Source organism: Kitasatospora sp. NPDC004240 (assembly GCF_053603215.1).
Window position 1 is genome coordinate 1 of sequence record NZ_JBSGFD010000080.1, and the last position, 14,779, is coordinate 14,779.

The 14,779-nt window shown below is 76.3% G+C and carries 16 protein-coding genes; 8 read left to right on the forward strand and 8 right to left on the reverse strand.

Annotated features, from left to right (window positions below; translation table 11 throughout):
- Window positions 1-335: 335 nt before the first annotated feature.
- Complete coding sequence (locus ACWEQL_RS22055) at window positions 336-848, reverse strand: N-acetyltransferase family protein (protein WP_452151987.1); 513 nt, start codon at window positions 846-848, stop codon at window positions 336-338.
- A 394-nt stretch (window positions 849-1,242) separates the two neighbouring features.
- Here ACWEQL_RS22055 and ACWEQL_RS22060 point away from each other — a divergent pair, with 394 nt between their 5' ends.
- The 5 genes from ACWEQL_RS22060 to ACWEQL_RS22080 all read left to right on the forward strand — a co-directional run bounded on the left by ACWEQL_RS22060 (window position 1,243) and on the right by ACWEQL_RS22080 (window position 5,521).
- Entirely contained in the window at window positions 1,243-2,796 is a 1,554-nt protein-coding gene (locus ACWEQL_RS22060; RefSeq protein ID WP_452151988.1) for an ATP-dependent DNA ligase, read from the forward strand.
- Window positions 2,797-3,005: 209 nt separating this feature from the next.
- Window positions 3,006-3,212, forward strand: a complete 207-nt coding sequence (locus ACWEQL_RS22065) for a ferredoxin (protein ID WP_452151989.1) — start codon at window positions 3,006-3,008, stop codon at window positions 3,210-3,212.
- A 32-nt stretch (window positions 3,213-3,244) separates the two neighbouring features.
- On the forward strand, window positions 3,245-4,525 hold the full coding sequence (locus ACWEQL_RS22070; RefSeq protein ID WP_452151990.1) for a cytochrome P450: 1,281 nt from the start codon (window positions 3,245-3,247) through the stop codon (window positions 4,523-4,525).
- A 311-nt stretch (window positions 4,526-4,836) separates the two neighbouring features.
- A complete protein-coding gene (locus ACWEQL_RS22075) occupies window positions 4,837-4,998 on the forward strand; it encodes a hypothetical protein (protein ID WP_452151991.1) in 162 nt (53 codons plus the stop codon).
- 268 nt (window positions 4,999-5,266) lie between these two features.
- On the forward strand, window positions 5,267-5,521 hold the full coding sequence (locus ACWEQL_RS22080) for a hypothetical protein (RefSeq protein ID WP_452152020.1): 255 nt from the start codon (window positions 5,267-5,269) through the stop codon (window positions 5,519-5,521).
- Window positions 5,522-5,545: 24 nt separating this feature from the next.
- Here ACWEQL_RS22080 and ACWEQL_RS22085 read toward each other — a convergent pair whose 3' ends face one another.
- The gene (locus tag ACWEQL_RS22085; RefSeq protein ID WP_452151992.1) at window positions 5,546-6,481 is read right to left on the reverse strand and encodes a hypothetical protein; all 936 of its coding nucleotides are present in this window, start codon (window positions 6,479-6,481) and stop codon (window positions 5,546-5,548) included.
- Between the two features lie 244 nt (window positions 6,482-6,725).
- Between ACWEQL_RS22085 and ACWEQL_RS22090 the strand changes: the two genes are divergently transcribed.
- Window positions 6,726-8,387 carry a serine/threonine-protein kinase gene (locus ACWEQL_RS22090; protein WP_452151993.1) on the forward strand — a complete coding sequence of 554 codons (1,662 nt, stop codon included), beginning with the start codon at window positions 6,726-6,728 and terminating at the stop codon, window positions 8,385-8,387.
- A gap of 54 nt (window positions 8,388-8,441) precedes the next feature.
- Here the strand turns inward: ACWEQL_RS22090 and ACWEQL_RS22095 are convergent, their stop codons facing one another.
- The 3 genes from ACWEQL_RS22095 to ACWEQL_RS22105 form a co-directional block, all read right to left on the reverse strand.
- Window positions 8,442-8,726: a DUF427 domain-containing protein gene (locus ACWEQL_RS22095; protein WP_452151994.1), complete on the reverse strand. Its 285-nt coding sequence runs from the start codon at window positions 8,724-8,726 to the stop codon at window positions 8,442-8,444.
- Between the two features lie 75 nt (window positions 8,727-8,801).
- A complete protein-coding gene (locus tag ACWEQL_RS22100; RefSeq protein ID WP_452151995.1) occupies window positions 8,802-9,056 on the reverse strand; it encodes a DUF6296 family protein in 255 nt (84 codons plus the stop codon).
- Between the two features lie 53 nt (window positions 9,057-9,109).
- The gene (locus ACWEQL_RS22105) at window positions 9,110-9,370 is read right to left on the reverse strand and encodes a DUF2277 domain-containing protein (RefSeq protein ID WP_452151996.1); all 261 of its coding nucleotides are present in this window, start codon (window positions 9,368-9,370) and stop codon (window positions 9,110-9,112) included.
- 323 nt (window positions 9,371-9,693) lie between these two features.
- On the opposite strand from ACWEQL_RS22105, the gene ACWEQL_RS22110 reads away from it, so the two are divergent.
- Window positions 9,694-10,902, forward strand: a complete 1,209-nt coding sequence (locus ACWEQL_RS22110; RefSeq protein ID WP_452151997.1) for an MFS transporter — start codon at window positions 9,694-9,696, stop codon at window positions 10,900-10,902.
- Window positions 10,903-10,953: 51 nt separating this feature from the next.
- Here the strand turns inward: ACWEQL_RS22110 and ACWEQL_RS22115 are convergent, their stop codons facing one another.
- The 3 genes from ACWEQL_RS22115 to ACWEQL_RS22125 form a co-directional block, all read right to left on the reverse strand.
- Window positions 10,954-11,493 (reverse strand): gamma carbonic anhydrase family protein, encoded by a 540-nt coding sequence (locus tag ACWEQL_RS22115; protein ID WP_452151998.1) that lies wholly within the window; start codon window positions 11,491-11,493, stop codon window positions 10,954-10,956.
- Between the two features lie 119 nt (window positions 11,494-11,612).
- Window positions 11,613-12,998, reverse strand: coding sequence for a serine hydrolase (locus ACWEQL_RS22120; RefSeq protein WP_452151999.1), 1,386 nt, complete (start codon window positions 12,996-12,998; stop codon window positions 11,613-11,615).
- Between the two features lie 403 nt (window positions 12,999-13,401).
- A complete protein-coding gene (locus ACWEQL_RS22125) occupies window positions 13,402-13,968 on the reverse strand; it encodes a DJ-1/PfpI family protein (RefSeq protein WP_452152000.1) in 567 nt (188 codons plus the stop codon).
- 259 nt (window positions 13,969-14,227) lie between these two features.
- Between ACWEQL_RS22125 and ACWEQL_RS22130 the strand changes: the two genes are divergently transcribed.
- A complete protein-coding gene (locus tag ACWEQL_RS22130; RefSeq protein ID WP_452152001.1) occupies window positions 14,228-14,776 on the forward strand; it encodes an RBBP9/YdeN family alpha/beta hydrolase in 549 nt (182 codons plus the stop codon).
- Window positions 14,777-14,779 lie beyond the last annotated feature (3 nt).

Genomic DNA, 14,779 nt, shown 5'->3' on the forward strand with positions numbered 1-14,779 from the left:
CTCGGGCGTCTCGGTGCGCCCCCCGCGTCCGGACGCCCGCTGCGCGGCGCGGCGCTCGGCGCGCCCCGGCGACGCGGGGGCGGCCGGTATGACGGTGGTCTCGGCTTCGCTGTTCACTCGGGCACGCTTTCTGTTCGGAGCGGTCGGTCCGGTGCCGGCGCGGGGCCGACACCTAGGAGACCCCCGGGTGGTGCGACGATAACGAAAAAGTACGAATCGATTTCCGGCCAGTCCGTGCAACCGGCGGCGGGGTCGCCGTCCGCCGGTCGCCGTGGGCGGGTCGCCGTGGGCGGGTCGCCGTGGGCGGGTGGCCGCGGGCCGCGACGGGCCGGAGGTCAGCCCCGGTCGGCGGCCGGGGCCATGTCGTACGTGACGAACATCGTCCGCGTGGCGACCTGATCGTACTTGGAGCGCGCGCGGTGGTTGTCGTCGGCCGTGATCCAGCGGACGGTGTTCCACCCGCGCTCGGCGGCGATCCCGCGCAGCCGGGCGAGCAGCAGGTCGACCGCGCCGCCGCCGCGGACCTCGGGACTGACGAACAGGTCGTCCAGGAACCCGGCGACCGCGCCGTGCAGCGGCCGGACGAAGGGCCGGAAATGCGCCAGGCCCACCGGGGTGCCGTCGGCGTCCCGGGCGAGCAGGCACTCCAGCTCGTGGTCGGGGTCGGTGAGCCAGGACCAGACCAGCTCGGCCTTCTCCTCGCTCATCGGGACCTCGTAGAACGCGGTGTAGCCGCGGAAGAGCTCGCGCCAGGCGGCGAAGTCGGCGGCCTCCGGGCCGGTGATGGTCCAGCGGGCCGCCGTGGGGGCGGCCGGGGCATCGGGGGTGGTGGTTCCGGTGGACGTCATGGGGTGCTCCCGGGGGTCGTTCGTGGACGGCGCGGGGCCGGCACGGTGCTCGTTCCGCCGCCAGCATGACGGCCCGTCGGATGCCGGCCGATCGACATCCCGGACAACGGGGCCGCCGGTCCGCTCCATCCCGGCGGGTGCGTGCCGGGCCCGGAATGGCCGGAACCCGTCACCGGTCGGGAGCGCCCGCCCGTCGTCGCGTGTCCGGTGGACCGCGCGCGGGCGGTCCACCCATCCTGGAACCCGCCCCGGCGCCGAGCCCCGGCGCCCCGCCCCTGCGCCGAGCCCCTGCGCCCTGCCCCGAGAACCGTCCCGAAGCCCGCCCCGGCGCCCCGTCCCGGAAGGTCCCGCCCGCCGTCGTCGCGGCACCCGTGCCCCGGAGGATCCGATCCGCATGCTGCTGCACAGTCTCGCCGTCACCTCCCGGGCCGTCGCCGCCGAGTCCGGGCGCCGCGCCAAGATCACCCTGCTCGCGGAGCGGCTGCGCGAGCTCGGACCGGACGAGGGCCCGGCGGCGGTGGCCCTGCTGTCCGGCGAGTCGCACCGGCTGCGCACCGGTGTCGGGCCCGCCGCCCTGCGCGACCTGCCGCCCGCCGCGCAGGCGCCGACGCTCGGCGTACGGGAGACGGAGCGGGCCCTGGAGCGGCTGGCCGGCGTGCACGGCGCGGGTGCGCAGGCCGAGCGGCGCCGACTGCTGGACGAGCTGTTCGGCCGGGCGACCGAACCGGAGCAGGCGTTCCTGCGGGCGGTGCTGGTCGGCGAGCTGCGCCAGGGCGCGCTGGACGCGGTGGTGGCGGACGCGGTCGCCCGGGCCGCGGGGGTGCCGGCGGCGGCGGTGCGGCGGGCGCTGATGTTCCGGGGTTCGGCGCGGGCGGTCGCCGGGGCGGCGCTGACCGGCGGGGTCCCCGCGCTGGACGCGTTCCGGCTGGAGGTCGGCCGTCCGGTCCGTCCGATGCTGGCGGCCTCGGCGCCGGACGTGCCCGCCGCGCTGGAGCGGATCGGGCCCGGGGAGCCGGCCGTGCTGGAGTGGAAGCTGGACGGCATCCGGGTGCAGGTGCACCGGGACGGCGCGGAGGTCGGGGTGTTCACCCGCGGCCTGGACGACATCACCGCCCGGGTGCCCGAGGTGGTCGCGGCCGCCCGCGCGCTGCCGGTGGACTCGGCGGTGCTGGACGGCGAGGCGATCGCGCTGGGCCCGGACGGCCGGCCCCGCCCGTTCCAGGAGACCGCGGCCCGCACCGCCACCCGGCGGGACCCGGAGCGGCTGCGCGCCGAGGTGCCGCTGAGCGTGTACTTCTTCGACCTGCTGCACCGCGACGGCGAGGACCTGGTGGACCGGCCCGGCCGGGAGCGCTGGGCCGCCCTGGCCGGGGCCGTACCGGCGGAGCTGCGGGTCGCCCGGACCGAGACCGCCGACCCGGACGCGGCGCTGGCGTTCTTCCGCGACACGCTGGCGCTCGGCCACGAGGGCGTGCTCGCCAAGGACCCGGCGGCCGGATACGCGGCCGGGCGGCGCGGCGCCGGATGGATCAAGGTGAAGCCGCGGCACACCCTGGACCTGGTGGTGCTGGCCGCCGAGTGGGGCACCGGGCGGCGGCGCGGGTTCCTCAGCAACCTCCACCTGGGCGCCCGCGCGGCGGCCGAGGAGCCCGGCCTCGGGCCCTGGGTGATGCTCGGCAAGACCTTCAAGGGACTGACCGACGAGACCCTCGCCTGGCAGACCGGGCAGTTGCTCGCGCGGGAGGTCGAGCGTGACGCCTACACCGTGAGGGTCCGGCCGGAGCTCGTCGTCGAGATCGCCTTCGACGGCGTCCAGCGCAGCCCGCGCTACCCGGCGGGCCTCGCACTGCGGTTCGCCCGGGTGCTGCGCTACCGCCCGGACAAGGACGCCGGGGAGGCGGACACCGTGGCCACCGTACGGCAGATCGCGGCGGCCGAGGGAGGCTGACCACGACGGCCCGGCCGATCGTCAAACCCCTTTGCGAGTACGACTTCCACGGACGGGCGCCGGCCGCGCGGAACCGGCCATTCTGCCGAATCCCCGGACCGCAACCTTCGTGTGCGACGCAGCGGCGGGTTACGTTGGGCCGGAAGACCGACGGGGGCGGACGGCCCGGCCGGATCCGGGACCCACCGGTGTGAAGAGGTACCCGAACCATGCAGGTGAGCATCGACCAGGACCGCTGCTGCAGCGCGGGGCGCTGCGTGGTGACGGCGCCGAGCGTGTTCGAACAGGACGACCTGGACGGCGTGGTGAGACTCCGCCGCCCGGTGCCGGAGGCCGGGGAGTTCGCCGACGTACGGCTCGCCGCCGAGCTCTGCCCGGGCGGCGCGATCACCGTCGTCGAGGAGAACCCGCGCTGAGGCCGGTCCGACGCCCGTAGAGGAGAGCCGCCTTGACCACCACCCCCACGTCCCCCACCTCCCCCGACTCCCCCAGCACCCCCGACTCCCCGGTCCGCGGCGGCGAGGGGACCGCGCCACCCGTTCAGGTCCCCGCGCCGCACGACCGGGGCTGCCCCTTCGACCCGCCGCCCGCCTACACCCGGGCCGCCCGCGAGGGCGCCGTCACCCGTGCCGAGCTGCCCGACGGCAGCCCCTGCCTGCTGGTGACCGGCTACCAGGAGGTGCGGGCCGTCCTCTCCGACCGGCGGTTCAGCGCCGACGCCCGCCACCCCGGATTCCCCTTCTTCGCCCCCGGCCGGCGCGAACTCGCCGCCACCCGACCGAGCTTCATCCGCCTGGACGACCCCGAGCACGCCCGGCTGCGCCGCATGGTCACCGGGGACTTCCTGGTCAAGCGGATCGAGGCGATGCGTCCGGACATCCAGGCGATCGTCGACGACGCCCTCGACCGGATGACCCTGCACGGCTCCCCCGCCGACCTGGTCGCCGAGTTCGCGCTGCCGGTGCCGTCCCTGGTGATCTGCCTGCTGCTCGGCGTCCCGTACGAGGACCACGCGCGCTTCCAGCGGCTCAGCCGCACCCTGCTCAGCAACAGCGTCGTCCAGGGTGAGGTCGCCCGGGCGCAGCGGGAGATGCTGGACTACCTGGGCGGCCTGGCCGAGGCCAAGCGGGAGCGGCCCGGCGACGACATCCTGAGCCGGCTGGCGGCCCGCGACGACCTGGATCCCGCCGAGGCCGCGGCCACCGGACTGCTGCTCCTGGTCGCCGGTCACGAGACCACCGCCAACATGACCGCGCTGGCCACCCTGCACCTGCTGCGCCGTCCCGAGCAGGCGGCCCGGCTGGTCGCCGACCCGGCGGCGGTGCCCGGCGCGGTCGAGGAACTGCTGCGGCACCTGACCATCGTGCACACCGGGCTGCCGCGGGTGGCGCTGGCCGATGTGGAGGTGGGCGGCACGCTGGTGCGGGCCGGGGAGGGGGTGATCGCCATGCTCTCCACGGCGAACCGGGACGGGGAGGTGTTCGGCGGCGGCCCGCACGATCCGGTGGCCGAGCCGGACCTGGACCGGGACGCCCGCCGTCACCTCGCCTTCGGCTTCGGCGTCCACCAGTGCCTCGGCCAGCCGCTGGCCCGGGCCGAACTGCAGATCGCGCTGGCCACGCTGTTCCGCCGGCTGCCGGGGCTGCGGCTGGCGGTGCCGGAGCGGGAGCTGGTGTTCCGGCCGGACGCGCTGGTGTACGGGGTGGAGTCGCTGCCGGTCGCCTGGTGAGGCGCGGCGGGAGCCGGGTGGCCGGGGTCGGCCGGGGTCGGCGGCCGAGCGGGGTCGGCGGCCGGGCGGGGGTGACCGGAGGCGGCCGGGCAGGCGTGACCGGAGGCGGCCGGGCAGGCGTGACCGGAGGCGGCCGGGGGTCGGTGGCCGGCTCGGGCGTGACCGGGCCGGGCGGCCGCGGGTCACGCCCGGTTGGCCCCGGCCCCGGTGCGGAGGCAGGCTGGTAGGGCGAGAGACACACTCGGCCCGGCGGCCGTCCGCGCGGCGTCGTCGCACCGGTCGACCGGCCGGCCGAGGGAACGGAGCCCGCGATGACCGACATGAGCGAACGGTCCCAGGTGAGCGTCGACCAGGACGACGACATCCGCGCGGCCGACCCGGAGGAGGGCATCACCTCGATGCAGAACCTCCACGCCCAGGACACCTCGCAGGCCGAGGGCGACGCCCTGGAGGAACCGGAGGACATGGTTTAGCACCGCCGCGGTCCGGACGGAGGCCGGACCGCAGGAACGGATGGACGCGAGGAGGCCGCCCCGACCGCGGGCGGCCTCCGCGACCGCCGGTGTCGCTGCCGGATGGGCGGCGGACCGGCGGGGGAGGATAAAACGCATGAGCGAGCAGCAGCAGAGCGAGCAGCGGCAGGCCGGGCAGCAGGAGGACGTCGGGCAGCGGGGCGGCGAGCAGCGCGGGGCGCGGCCGGTCGACCCGAGGGCGTCCTGGGCGACCTGGACCACGCAGTCGATCATCAGCGGTCCCGGCGGGGTCACCACGGTCGAGGTCGGCCCGATCTCCGGCGACCTGACGGTGCACACCACCTGGGTGGACGGCGAGGCGCGGCTGACCGTCCAGTACACGGGAGCGCTGGACTGGTACACCGTGGAAGGCAGCCCCGTCCCGGCCGCCGACGAGATCACGGCGCGGGCGATCCACCAGGCCATCGTGAACGGCGTGAAGACCGGCGGCGGCGCCCGCGCCCCGCAGGCACCACTCGCCTGACCCTCCCGCAGGCGCTCGCCCGGCCTACGTCCTGTCCCCGCCGTGTCTCCCGGGGGCGGCGGCGATCCAGTACCCGGGGTCGGCCGGGCGGTGCGGGCGCAGGTCGTCGCGGACCTCCTTGCCGAGCCTGCGGGTGTCCCGGCGGTTCACGGTGGCGCCGATGCCCGCGCCGACCAGCAGCGGGGTCAGCGAGGGCAGCTTGCGCAGGGTGCTGCGGGTGAGCCGTCGGCGGACCTGCTGGCGCACCTCGGCGCCCAGGGCCATCGCCGTGAAGCCGGCCGGGGTGACGATCGCCCGGTCGATGCCGCGCCGGTTGGCCCAGGCGGAGACGTAGGCCATCGCCCGCTGGGAGGTCGTGCCGGGGGCCGGCAGGCCGTACACCTCGTGCAGCTCCGCGATCAGCTTGATCTCCACGGCCGCCACGGCCAGCGTCTCGGCGGCGATCTCCACGGGCATCGCCGGGGGCTTCGGCAGCATGGCGGCCGCGCCCACGCCCGCGCCGAGCGCGGCGGAGGCGCGGGTGGCGCCGGCGACCAGCAGGTCGGCCAGCGCCTCGGAGTCCGGGGCGTCCGGGTGCTGGGCCCGCAGCGCGGCCAGGTCGCGGACGGGGATGCGGGGCGCCGCCTGGAACAGCCGGTCGGCCATCACCTTGCTGCCGACGGCCGCGCCCTTGGCGGCCGCCCGGCCGCCACTGCCCAGCATCCGGCTCACCTGGGCCACCAGCGCCGCCGCGCGCCGGCGGCCGCGATCGCCGCCGTACTCGGTGACCTGCCACCCGCCGGCGTCGGGCTTCACCGGCAGTCCGGGGGCGGCGGGCGCGCCCGGCGCCACGGTCTCCCCGGCCCCGGGCTCCTCCGCGGGCCGCTCCAGTTCCTCGACCAGCTCGGCGAGCTCCTCGGCGACGTACTCGGGGGTCGGCTCGTCCTGCCGGGAACGGCCCGGCCTCCTGAAGATTGCCATGCCGTTCGCCTACCCGTCCGCCCGCCGGCCCACCCCTGCCGGGCCGCCGGCCGGGTGTGCCGCCGGGCCGGCGACGGCGGCGTGCGCGGGCCCTCCGGAGCCCTCCCGCCACGGGCTGTCCGGCCCGTGGACTAGAGTCTGAGCCGCCCGGGGCCGTCGCGGCCCCTCGCCCGGCGGAACAACCCGGGCTGTCGTGCCTCCGCGCGTGGTTTCGCCGGAGGTCCTTGGTGGGGGATGCTTCGCAATGCGGACCGAACACCCGGCGCTGCCCGGGTACGAACTCGTCGGTGTGCTCGGTCAGGGCGGCTTCGCCACCGTCTACCGGGCGCGGCAGCTGGCCGTGGGCCGGGAGGTCGCGGTCAAGATCGACAGCCGGGTGCTCTCCAACGAGCGGGACCGGCAGCGGTTCCTGCGCGAGGTCACCGCCGCCGGGCAGCTGTCCGGCCACCCGCACGTGGTCACCCTCTACGACGCGGGCGTGCTCCCGGACGGCCGGCCGTTCATGGTGCTGGAGCTGTGCCCGAACGGCTCACTGGCCGACCGGCTGCGCACCGGCGGGCCGCTGCCGGTGGTGGAGGCGCGCAACGTCGGGGTCAGGATCGCCGACGCGCTGGCCGCCGCCCACGCCGCCGGGGTGCTGCACCGGGACGTCAAGCCCGGCAACATCATGATCAATCCGTACGGCGCGGTGGCCCTCGCCGACTTCGGGCTGGCCGCGATGCCGCGTCCCGGCCACGAGCTGTCGGCCACCCGGGAGGCGCTGACGCCCGCCTACGCGCCGCCCGAGGCGTTCCGGCTGGCCGACCCGACGCCGGCCGGGGACGTGTACTCGCTGGCCGCCTCGGTGTACGCGCTGCTGCGCGGGCGCCCGCCGCACTACCCCGACCAGGGGGACCTGAGCCTCGCCGAACTGATCGTCCGCCACGAGCACCCGCTGCCCGACCTGCCCGGCGTGCCGCCGGGCCTGACCGAGGTGCTGCGGCACGCCATGGCGGCCGACCCGGCGCACCGGCTGCCGTCGGCCGCCGCGCTGCGCGACGCCCTGGAGGCGGCGGAGCTGCACACGGCGGTCCTGCACTCGCTGCCCGCCCGGCCCGCGCCGGCCGGGCCGCCCGTGCCGCTGTCCCAGGCTCCGGTGGCCGGGGCCGGCGGGGTAGCCGTGCCCGGGAGCGCCGCGCCCGTGCCCGGGCAGCAGCACACCGGGCCGGTGACCGTCGAGCCCACCGAGCCGGGGAAGGCGCCGCGGCGCCGGCGGATCCTCGGCCTGGCGCCGGCCGCGCTGTTCACCGCGGTGGCGGTGCTCGCGACGGCCAGCCTCGGCACAGCCGCCTACCTGAACCTGCGCGAGGACGGCGGCACCGGCGCCACGCCGCCGGCCACGGCGGCCAGCGGATCGTCCACCGTCGGGCCGTCCGGCGCGTCGGGTGCTTCGGGCGCGACTCCGAAGGCGGCCCCCTCGGCGAGCGCGACCACGGCCTTCCAGGTGCCGGTGACCACCCAGAACTGCCCGGCGTCCGGTGTGACGGGCGCGGGCGGCGCCTGCACCCGGACCGCCGAGTGCTGGACCGGCATGGTGGTGATCCTCGGCGTCGTCCGGATCAACCAGGCCGACTGCGCGGTGGAGCACGCCTGGGAGACCTTCGCGATCGCCCCGCTGCCGGTGGACGGCACCACCGTCAACCAGGAGGAGCTGGAGAAGCACCCCCAGGTCCGCAAGGTGTGCTCCCCCGAGGTCCTGGCCGCCTCCCGGACGGGCGCGGCCGCCTCGATCCCGGCGGACAAGTGGCTGATCGAGGTGCTGCCGCCCACCGAGCTCCAGTTCGCCCAGGGGCTGCGGGTCTACCGCTGCGTCGCCAGGACCACCGACGAGGGGACGAGCGGCACCCACTTCCGCCCGCGCGCCTGAGCCCGGGGCTCCCGGGCCGGAGCGCGGGCCCGGGGTTCGGGCCGGCCGCGCGGTTCAGTGGGTGATCTCGACCCCGCGCCAGAACGCCACCCGGCCCCGGACGTGCTCCGCCTCCGGCTTCGGGTCGGCGTAGAACCAGGCCGCGTCCGGGTTGACCGCCCCCTCCACGTGGAGGGTGTAGTACTCGGCGGTCCCCTTCCAGGAACAGACCGTGGTGGTCTCCGAGGGGCGCAGGTACTCGGCGCGCACGGAGTCCAGCGGGAAGTAGTGGTTGCCCTCGACGACGGTGGTGTCATCGCTCTCGGCGATGACCGTGCCCTGCCAGCTCGCTGTGGTCATGCCACCGATTCTGCCCGAGCGCTCCCCGCCCCGGGTCCGGAACGACCGGACCCGGGGCGGGGAGCGCGGTGTGCCCTACGGCAGCGGCTGGGCGTGGACCGGCAGGTGCGGGGACTGGTGGCCTCCGCTGGCGAGCATCCGCACCTCGCCCGCGTCGCTGATCTCGGCCCGGACGATGCCGCTCGCGTCCTCGTACACGGGGTGGCCACCGGGGCCCTTCGTGGTGGTGCGGCTGACCACCACGACGTCCTGCGGTGCCTGGGTACCGGGGGTGCCGGGGAAGGTCAGGGCGTAGCGGTTGGCGGGGGTGGCGGGGTTGGCGGTGTTCATCACCGGCCTCCTGGTCCGGGTCGGGCCCGTGGTCTCGCGGACGGCGGGCTGGCCTATGCGGCGGCGATGCCGGTGGCGGGATCGGTGTCGGGGTGGGGCCTGCGGGAGCCGCCGCGGACCTCCAGCTCCTCCAGCAGGCGGGCGGTGGCCTCGGTGACGGCTTCCACGGCGCGGTCGAAGGCCTCCCGGTTGTGCGCAGCGGGGGCCCGGAAGCCGGACACCTTGCGGACGTACTGGAGGGCGGCCGCGTGGATGTCCTCCTCGTCGACCTCGGGTGTCACGGGTGGTCTCAACGTCTTGATGCTGCGGCACATGCCCCCAGTCTGGCGCGGGCGGGCCCGGCTGGCGAGTGTCGGCGGGGAGCGGCGCGCCGGAACGGGCGGGCGGCCCGGCCGATCGCCGCCCGGGGCGGCGGCGCGTCGTCGCACCGGCGCCGGCCCGTCGCCGACGGGTCACCGCAGGGTCACCACCGGGACGCACCACGCCCTCGTCACGCCATTAGGATGCCGAAACGACAAATCACCCTTTCGGACCTGTCGAGCCCTCCGCCAGGACCTCACCCGTTGCCCGGCCCCGCCGCCCCGCCCTCTCGGGAGCCCGGTCCGGGATACCCACGTCCTCTGAGCCGGAGCCCCTGATGCCCCTCGCGCTGGTCGCCCTCGCCGTGACCGCCTTCGCCATCGGTACGACCGAGTTCGCCGCCATGGGCCTGCTGCCACAGGTCGCGGACAGCCTCGACGTCTCCATCCCGCGGGCGGGGTGGCTGATCTCCGCGTACGCGATCGGCGTGGTGATCGGGGCACCGCTGCTGACCGCCGTCGCCGCCCGGCGCCCGCGCAAGGCGGTGCTGGTGGCGCTGGCGGGGCTGTTCACGGCCGGCAACCTGCTGTGCGCGGTGGCACCCGAGTTCTGGTCGCTCGCGGTGGCGCGGCTGGTCACCGGGCTGCCGCACGGCGCCTTCTTCGGCGCCGGGGCGGTCGCCGCCGCCGAACTGGTGGCCCCGCACCTGCGAGCCCGGGCCGTCGCGGTGATGTTCTCCGGGCTGACCGTCGCCAACATCGTCGGGGTACCCGCCGCGACCCTGCTCGGACAGCGGCTGGGCTGGCGCGCCACCATGCTGGTGGTGGTCGTGATCGGCGCGGCCGGAACGCTCGCGATCGCCCGGCTGGTACCCCCGCTGCCCTCACCCGAGCGGGCCGGGCTGCGGCACGAACTGTCCGCGTTCCGCAGCGGGCAGCTCTGGCTTGCCCTGGCCACCGTGGTCTTCGGCTGCGGCGGCTTCTTCGCCTGCTACAGCTACATCGCTCCGCTCCTCACCGAGGTCTCGGGGTACGCCACCGGGTCGGTGACGCTGGTGCTGGCGCTGTTCGGGGTGGGGATGACGATCGGCAACGTGCTCGGCGGGTTCGCCGCCGACCGGGCGCTGCGCCCGACCGTCTGCGTCTCCTTCCTGCTGCTCGCGGTCACGCTGGCCGTCTTCGCCGTCACCGCGCGGACCGAGTGGTCGGCGGCGCTGACCGTGGTGCTGATCGGGCTGTTCGGGTTCGCCCTGGTGCCGGCCGTACAGACCCTGGTGCTCCAGAAGGCCAGCAGTGCACCGGCCCTCGCCTCCGCGACCGTGCAGGGGGCGTTCAACCTGGCCAACGCCCAGGGCGCCTACTTCGGCGGGCTCGCTCTGGACGCGGGCCTCGGCTGGACCTCCCCGACCCTGGTCGGCTCCGGGCTGGCCGCCTCGGGCGCCGCGATCGCGGTGGCGGCCTGGGCCGCCGACCGCCGGCGGACGCCGGGGGCGGAGCCGGCCCCGGTGGTGACCACCGGGGCGCCCGAGGCCGTGGCGGTCCGGTGACCGGGGCCGGGGCCGTGACCGGGGCCGGGGAGGCCCCGGCCGGGGGGCCGGCTACCCGGCGTCCGGCAGCGGCTCGACGGACCGGTGGGCGTCCGCCAGCAGTAGGTAGCCCTCGCCGTTGGCCTTGATGCCGGCCTTCTCGTCCTCGGTCAGCGCCCGCAGCACCTTGCCCGGCACCCCGGCCACCAGGGATCCGGCCGGCACGGCCATACCCTGCCGCACCACCGCACCCGCCGCGATCAGCGAGCCGGTCCCGATCACGGCGCCGTTGAGGACGGTGGAGTTCATGCCGACCAGGACGTCGTCCTCCACCGTGCAGCCGTGCAGCACCGCGTTGTGGCCGACCGAGATCCGCTCGCCGATCCGCAGCGGGAAGCCCGGGTCCGCGTGGAGGGTGCAGTTGTCCTGGATGTTGCTGCCGGCACCGACCGAGATGGACTCGGCGTCGCCGCGCAGCACGGCGCCGTACCAGACGCTCGCCCCGGCCGCGAGCGTGACGTCCCCGACGACGACCGCGTTCGGCGCGACGAAGGCCGTCGGGTCGACGGTGGGCACCCGGCCCTCGACCGCGGCGATCAACGGCTCTGCCATGTCTCATCCTCCTGGTGCTCCGCTGCCCGCCTGCCGGTGGGCCCGGCCATGATCGCACCGGGACGGGGAGGTACCGGCGGCCGGGGCGTGCCGGACGGCCCGGGGCCGGGCCCGGTGGCTCAGAGCCGGCCGTACCCGGACGCCTTGGCGGCGCCCGTCCCGGGTATCGCGATGCCCGGAACGGCCGGCTTCGTACCGCTCGGAGTGCCGGAGGCCGGAGTGCCGGGGGCCGGAGTGCCGGGGGCCTGGGTACCCGGCGCCGGGGTGCCGGGGGCCTGGGGCCCGCAGAGGCCGGCCACCGTCAGGGCGTCAACGGCCCGCCCCGCGGCCTCCGGGTCGGACTCGTCGTACGGGTTGTAGGAGGCCGCGAACTGGCGCCGGCCGTCGCCGAGCAGCGTCGTCCCGTACCCGGGGATGCCGCCGCCGTGGCCCCAGAACTCGCCGCAGGGCAGCACCACCTTCATCAGGCCGAGGCCGTAGTCGATCCCGAAGCCGCTGTCGACCGTCCGCTTCATCTCGGCGAGCTCGGCCGGGCCCAGCAGCCGGCCGCCGAGCAGCGCCGCGTCGAAGCGGGCGAGGTCGGCGGTGGTGGAGATGCCGGCGCCGGCCGCGTCCGCCATCGACGGGTTCAGCAGGGTGACGTCGGCCGGGCCGGCGGCCGTCTTGAAGTAGCCGTGGGCGTGCGGGCCGGGGACGAAGGGCGAGGTGGTCGGCATCGAGGTGGAGCGCAGTCCGAGCGGGCGGATGATCCGGCGCTCGACCTCCTCGGCCCAGCCGCGGCCGGTGACCTTCTCGATCAGCATCCCGACGAGGACGTAGTTGGTGTTGGAGTAGCGCCAGCCCTGGCCGGGCGCGAAGTAGGGGTCGTGCCGGAAGGCGATGTCGACGAGCTGCTGGGGCCGGTACGTGGTCCAGCGTCCGCTCGTCAGCCAGCGCTGGACGACGGCCGGATCGCCCTGGGGGCCGGCGAGGAAGTCGAACGCCGGGTCCTCCAGGTAGTTGTAGAGGCCGCTGGTGTGGTTGAGCAGCTGCCGCACGGTGATCGCGCCGCCGCCCGGCACCGTGCCGGGCAGATGACGCTCGATCGGATCGTCCAGGCCGATCCGGTGCTCGGCGACCAGTTGCAGGACCACCGTCGCGACGAAGGTCTTGGTCACGCTGCCGATCCGGAACCGGCCGTCGGCCGTGGCCGGGGCGCCGGTGCGCAGATCGGCCCGGCCCGCCGCGCCCTTCCAGACGGTGCGGCCGTCCTCGCGGACCAGGGCCAGCGCGGCGGAGGCGCCGCCCTGCTCCACGACGGCGCGCACCGCCGCGTCCAGCGCGGCCCGCTCGCCTCGGCCCGCGGCCGCGGGCAGGGCCTCGTCGACGCTCACCCCGGCCCCCTCGTCGACGGCGACCACCCGGTAGCCCGGGCCCGTCCCCGCCGACCCGGTGGCCGAGGCGGCCGGGGCGAGGGCGGACAGCAGGCCGGCACCCGCGAGCGCCACCACGGCCGTACGCGCCACCGAGGCGCCCCACCGTCCGCGTCCGCCCGCACCCGTCCTCCCCCTCCCTGTCCGGATTCCCGCCGTCCGGATTCTCGCCGTACGGTCCCCTGCCGCCCGTGCCGCCCGCCCCATGCCGCCCTCCCGAGTCCGCCCGGCGGAGGCCTCGGCCTCCGCCCCGATTCACGACGGCTGACACGTTGCCAGGCGGACCGGGTGGGTGTCGTCAGACCCAGGTCCGGTACGGGTACGACCGTGGGGCGATTTCCGTCTACCCCTCCAGGGCGACACCGACCCCGAGGAATGCCAGGGGCGCGCGAAGGGTGAACAACCCGCCGCGCGCCCCTGGTTCACTCGCCCGGCGGAGCGCGTCGGCGGCCCGGTCGGGGTCGCCGCCGGCCCGCTCCGCCGGCCCGGCCGACGTCTACTCGGCCGGCGCCTTGTCGCGCAGCACCTCGACGAACGCCCGCAGCCAGGCCGGGTGGTCCGGCCAGGCGCGGGCCGAGACGACGACCCCGTCCACCACCGCCTCGCCGTCGACGTACTCGCCGCCCGCCGCGCGCACGTCCGGCTCCAGGGCCGGGTAGGCGGCGCTGCGGCGGCCGTCGAGCAGCCCGGCGGTGGCGGTGATCAGCGGGCCGTGGCAGATCTGCGCCACCGGCTTGTCGCCGTCGAAGAAGTGCTTGACGATCCGCTGGACGTCGGGGTTGTTGCGCAGGTACTCGGGGGCGCGCCCGCCGGGGATGACCAGGGCCGCGTAGTCGGCCGGGTCCACGTCGGCGAGGGCGATGTCGGCGGGCCAGGTGTAGCCGGGCTTCTCGGTGTAGGTGTCGTAGCCCTCGACGAAGTCGTGGACGACGAACTGCAGCCGCTTGACGGACGGCGCCGCGATGTCGACCTGGTAGCCCTCCTCGCGCAGCCGCTGGTACGGGTAGAACACCTCCAGCGACTCGGCCGCGTCACCGGTGACCAGCAGGATCTTCGTTGGCATCGCCGACATCCCTCCATGAACGATCGTCAGATATGCGGCGGGGACGGGGAGATGACGCCCACGCCGAACCGTGGACCAACTTCCCGCACCCGACGCCGCCCGCGCAACAGGGCGCTCCGGGTGCGCGGCAGCGCGTACGCCGCCTCGCGCGCCGGCCGTCGGCGCGCACGCCTGGTACGCCCCCCGCGCGCCCTCGCGGGCTCCGGTTCATACACTCCAGGTGCCCGTGCCGTCTCCCACCAGCGGAGGAATCCCGCCCATGTCGGACCGCGTCACCTACCTCGTCCTGCCCGGCTACCAGAGCTCCGGCCCCGAACACTGGCAGAGCGTCTGGGAGGCCTCCGATCCGTCGGCGTTCCGGCGGGTGGAGCAGGAGGACTGGGACCACCCGGAGCCGGGCCCCTGGGTGGCCGCGCTGGACGCGGCCGTGGCCCGTGCCGCCGGGGCGGGCCCGGTGGTGCTGGTGGCGCACAGCCTGGGCTGCGCCACGGTCGCCTGCTGGGCGGCCGGGGCGCCGGCCGGCCGTACGGCGGCCGTCCGGGGCGCCCTGCTGGTCGCCCCGGCGGACATCGACCGGGCGGACGTCCCCGATCTGTTCCCCTTCCGCCCGATGGCCCTCACCCGCCTCCCCTTCCCCTCCGTGGTGGTCAACAGCACCGACGACCCGTGGGTGACCCCCGGGCGCGCCCGGGGCTTCGCCGAGGCCTGGGGCGCCCGCTACGTCGAGATCGGCGCCCACGGCCACATCAACTCCGACTCGGGCCTCGGCGACTGGCCGGCGGGCCGCGAGCTGCTGGCCGGGTTGTAGGGC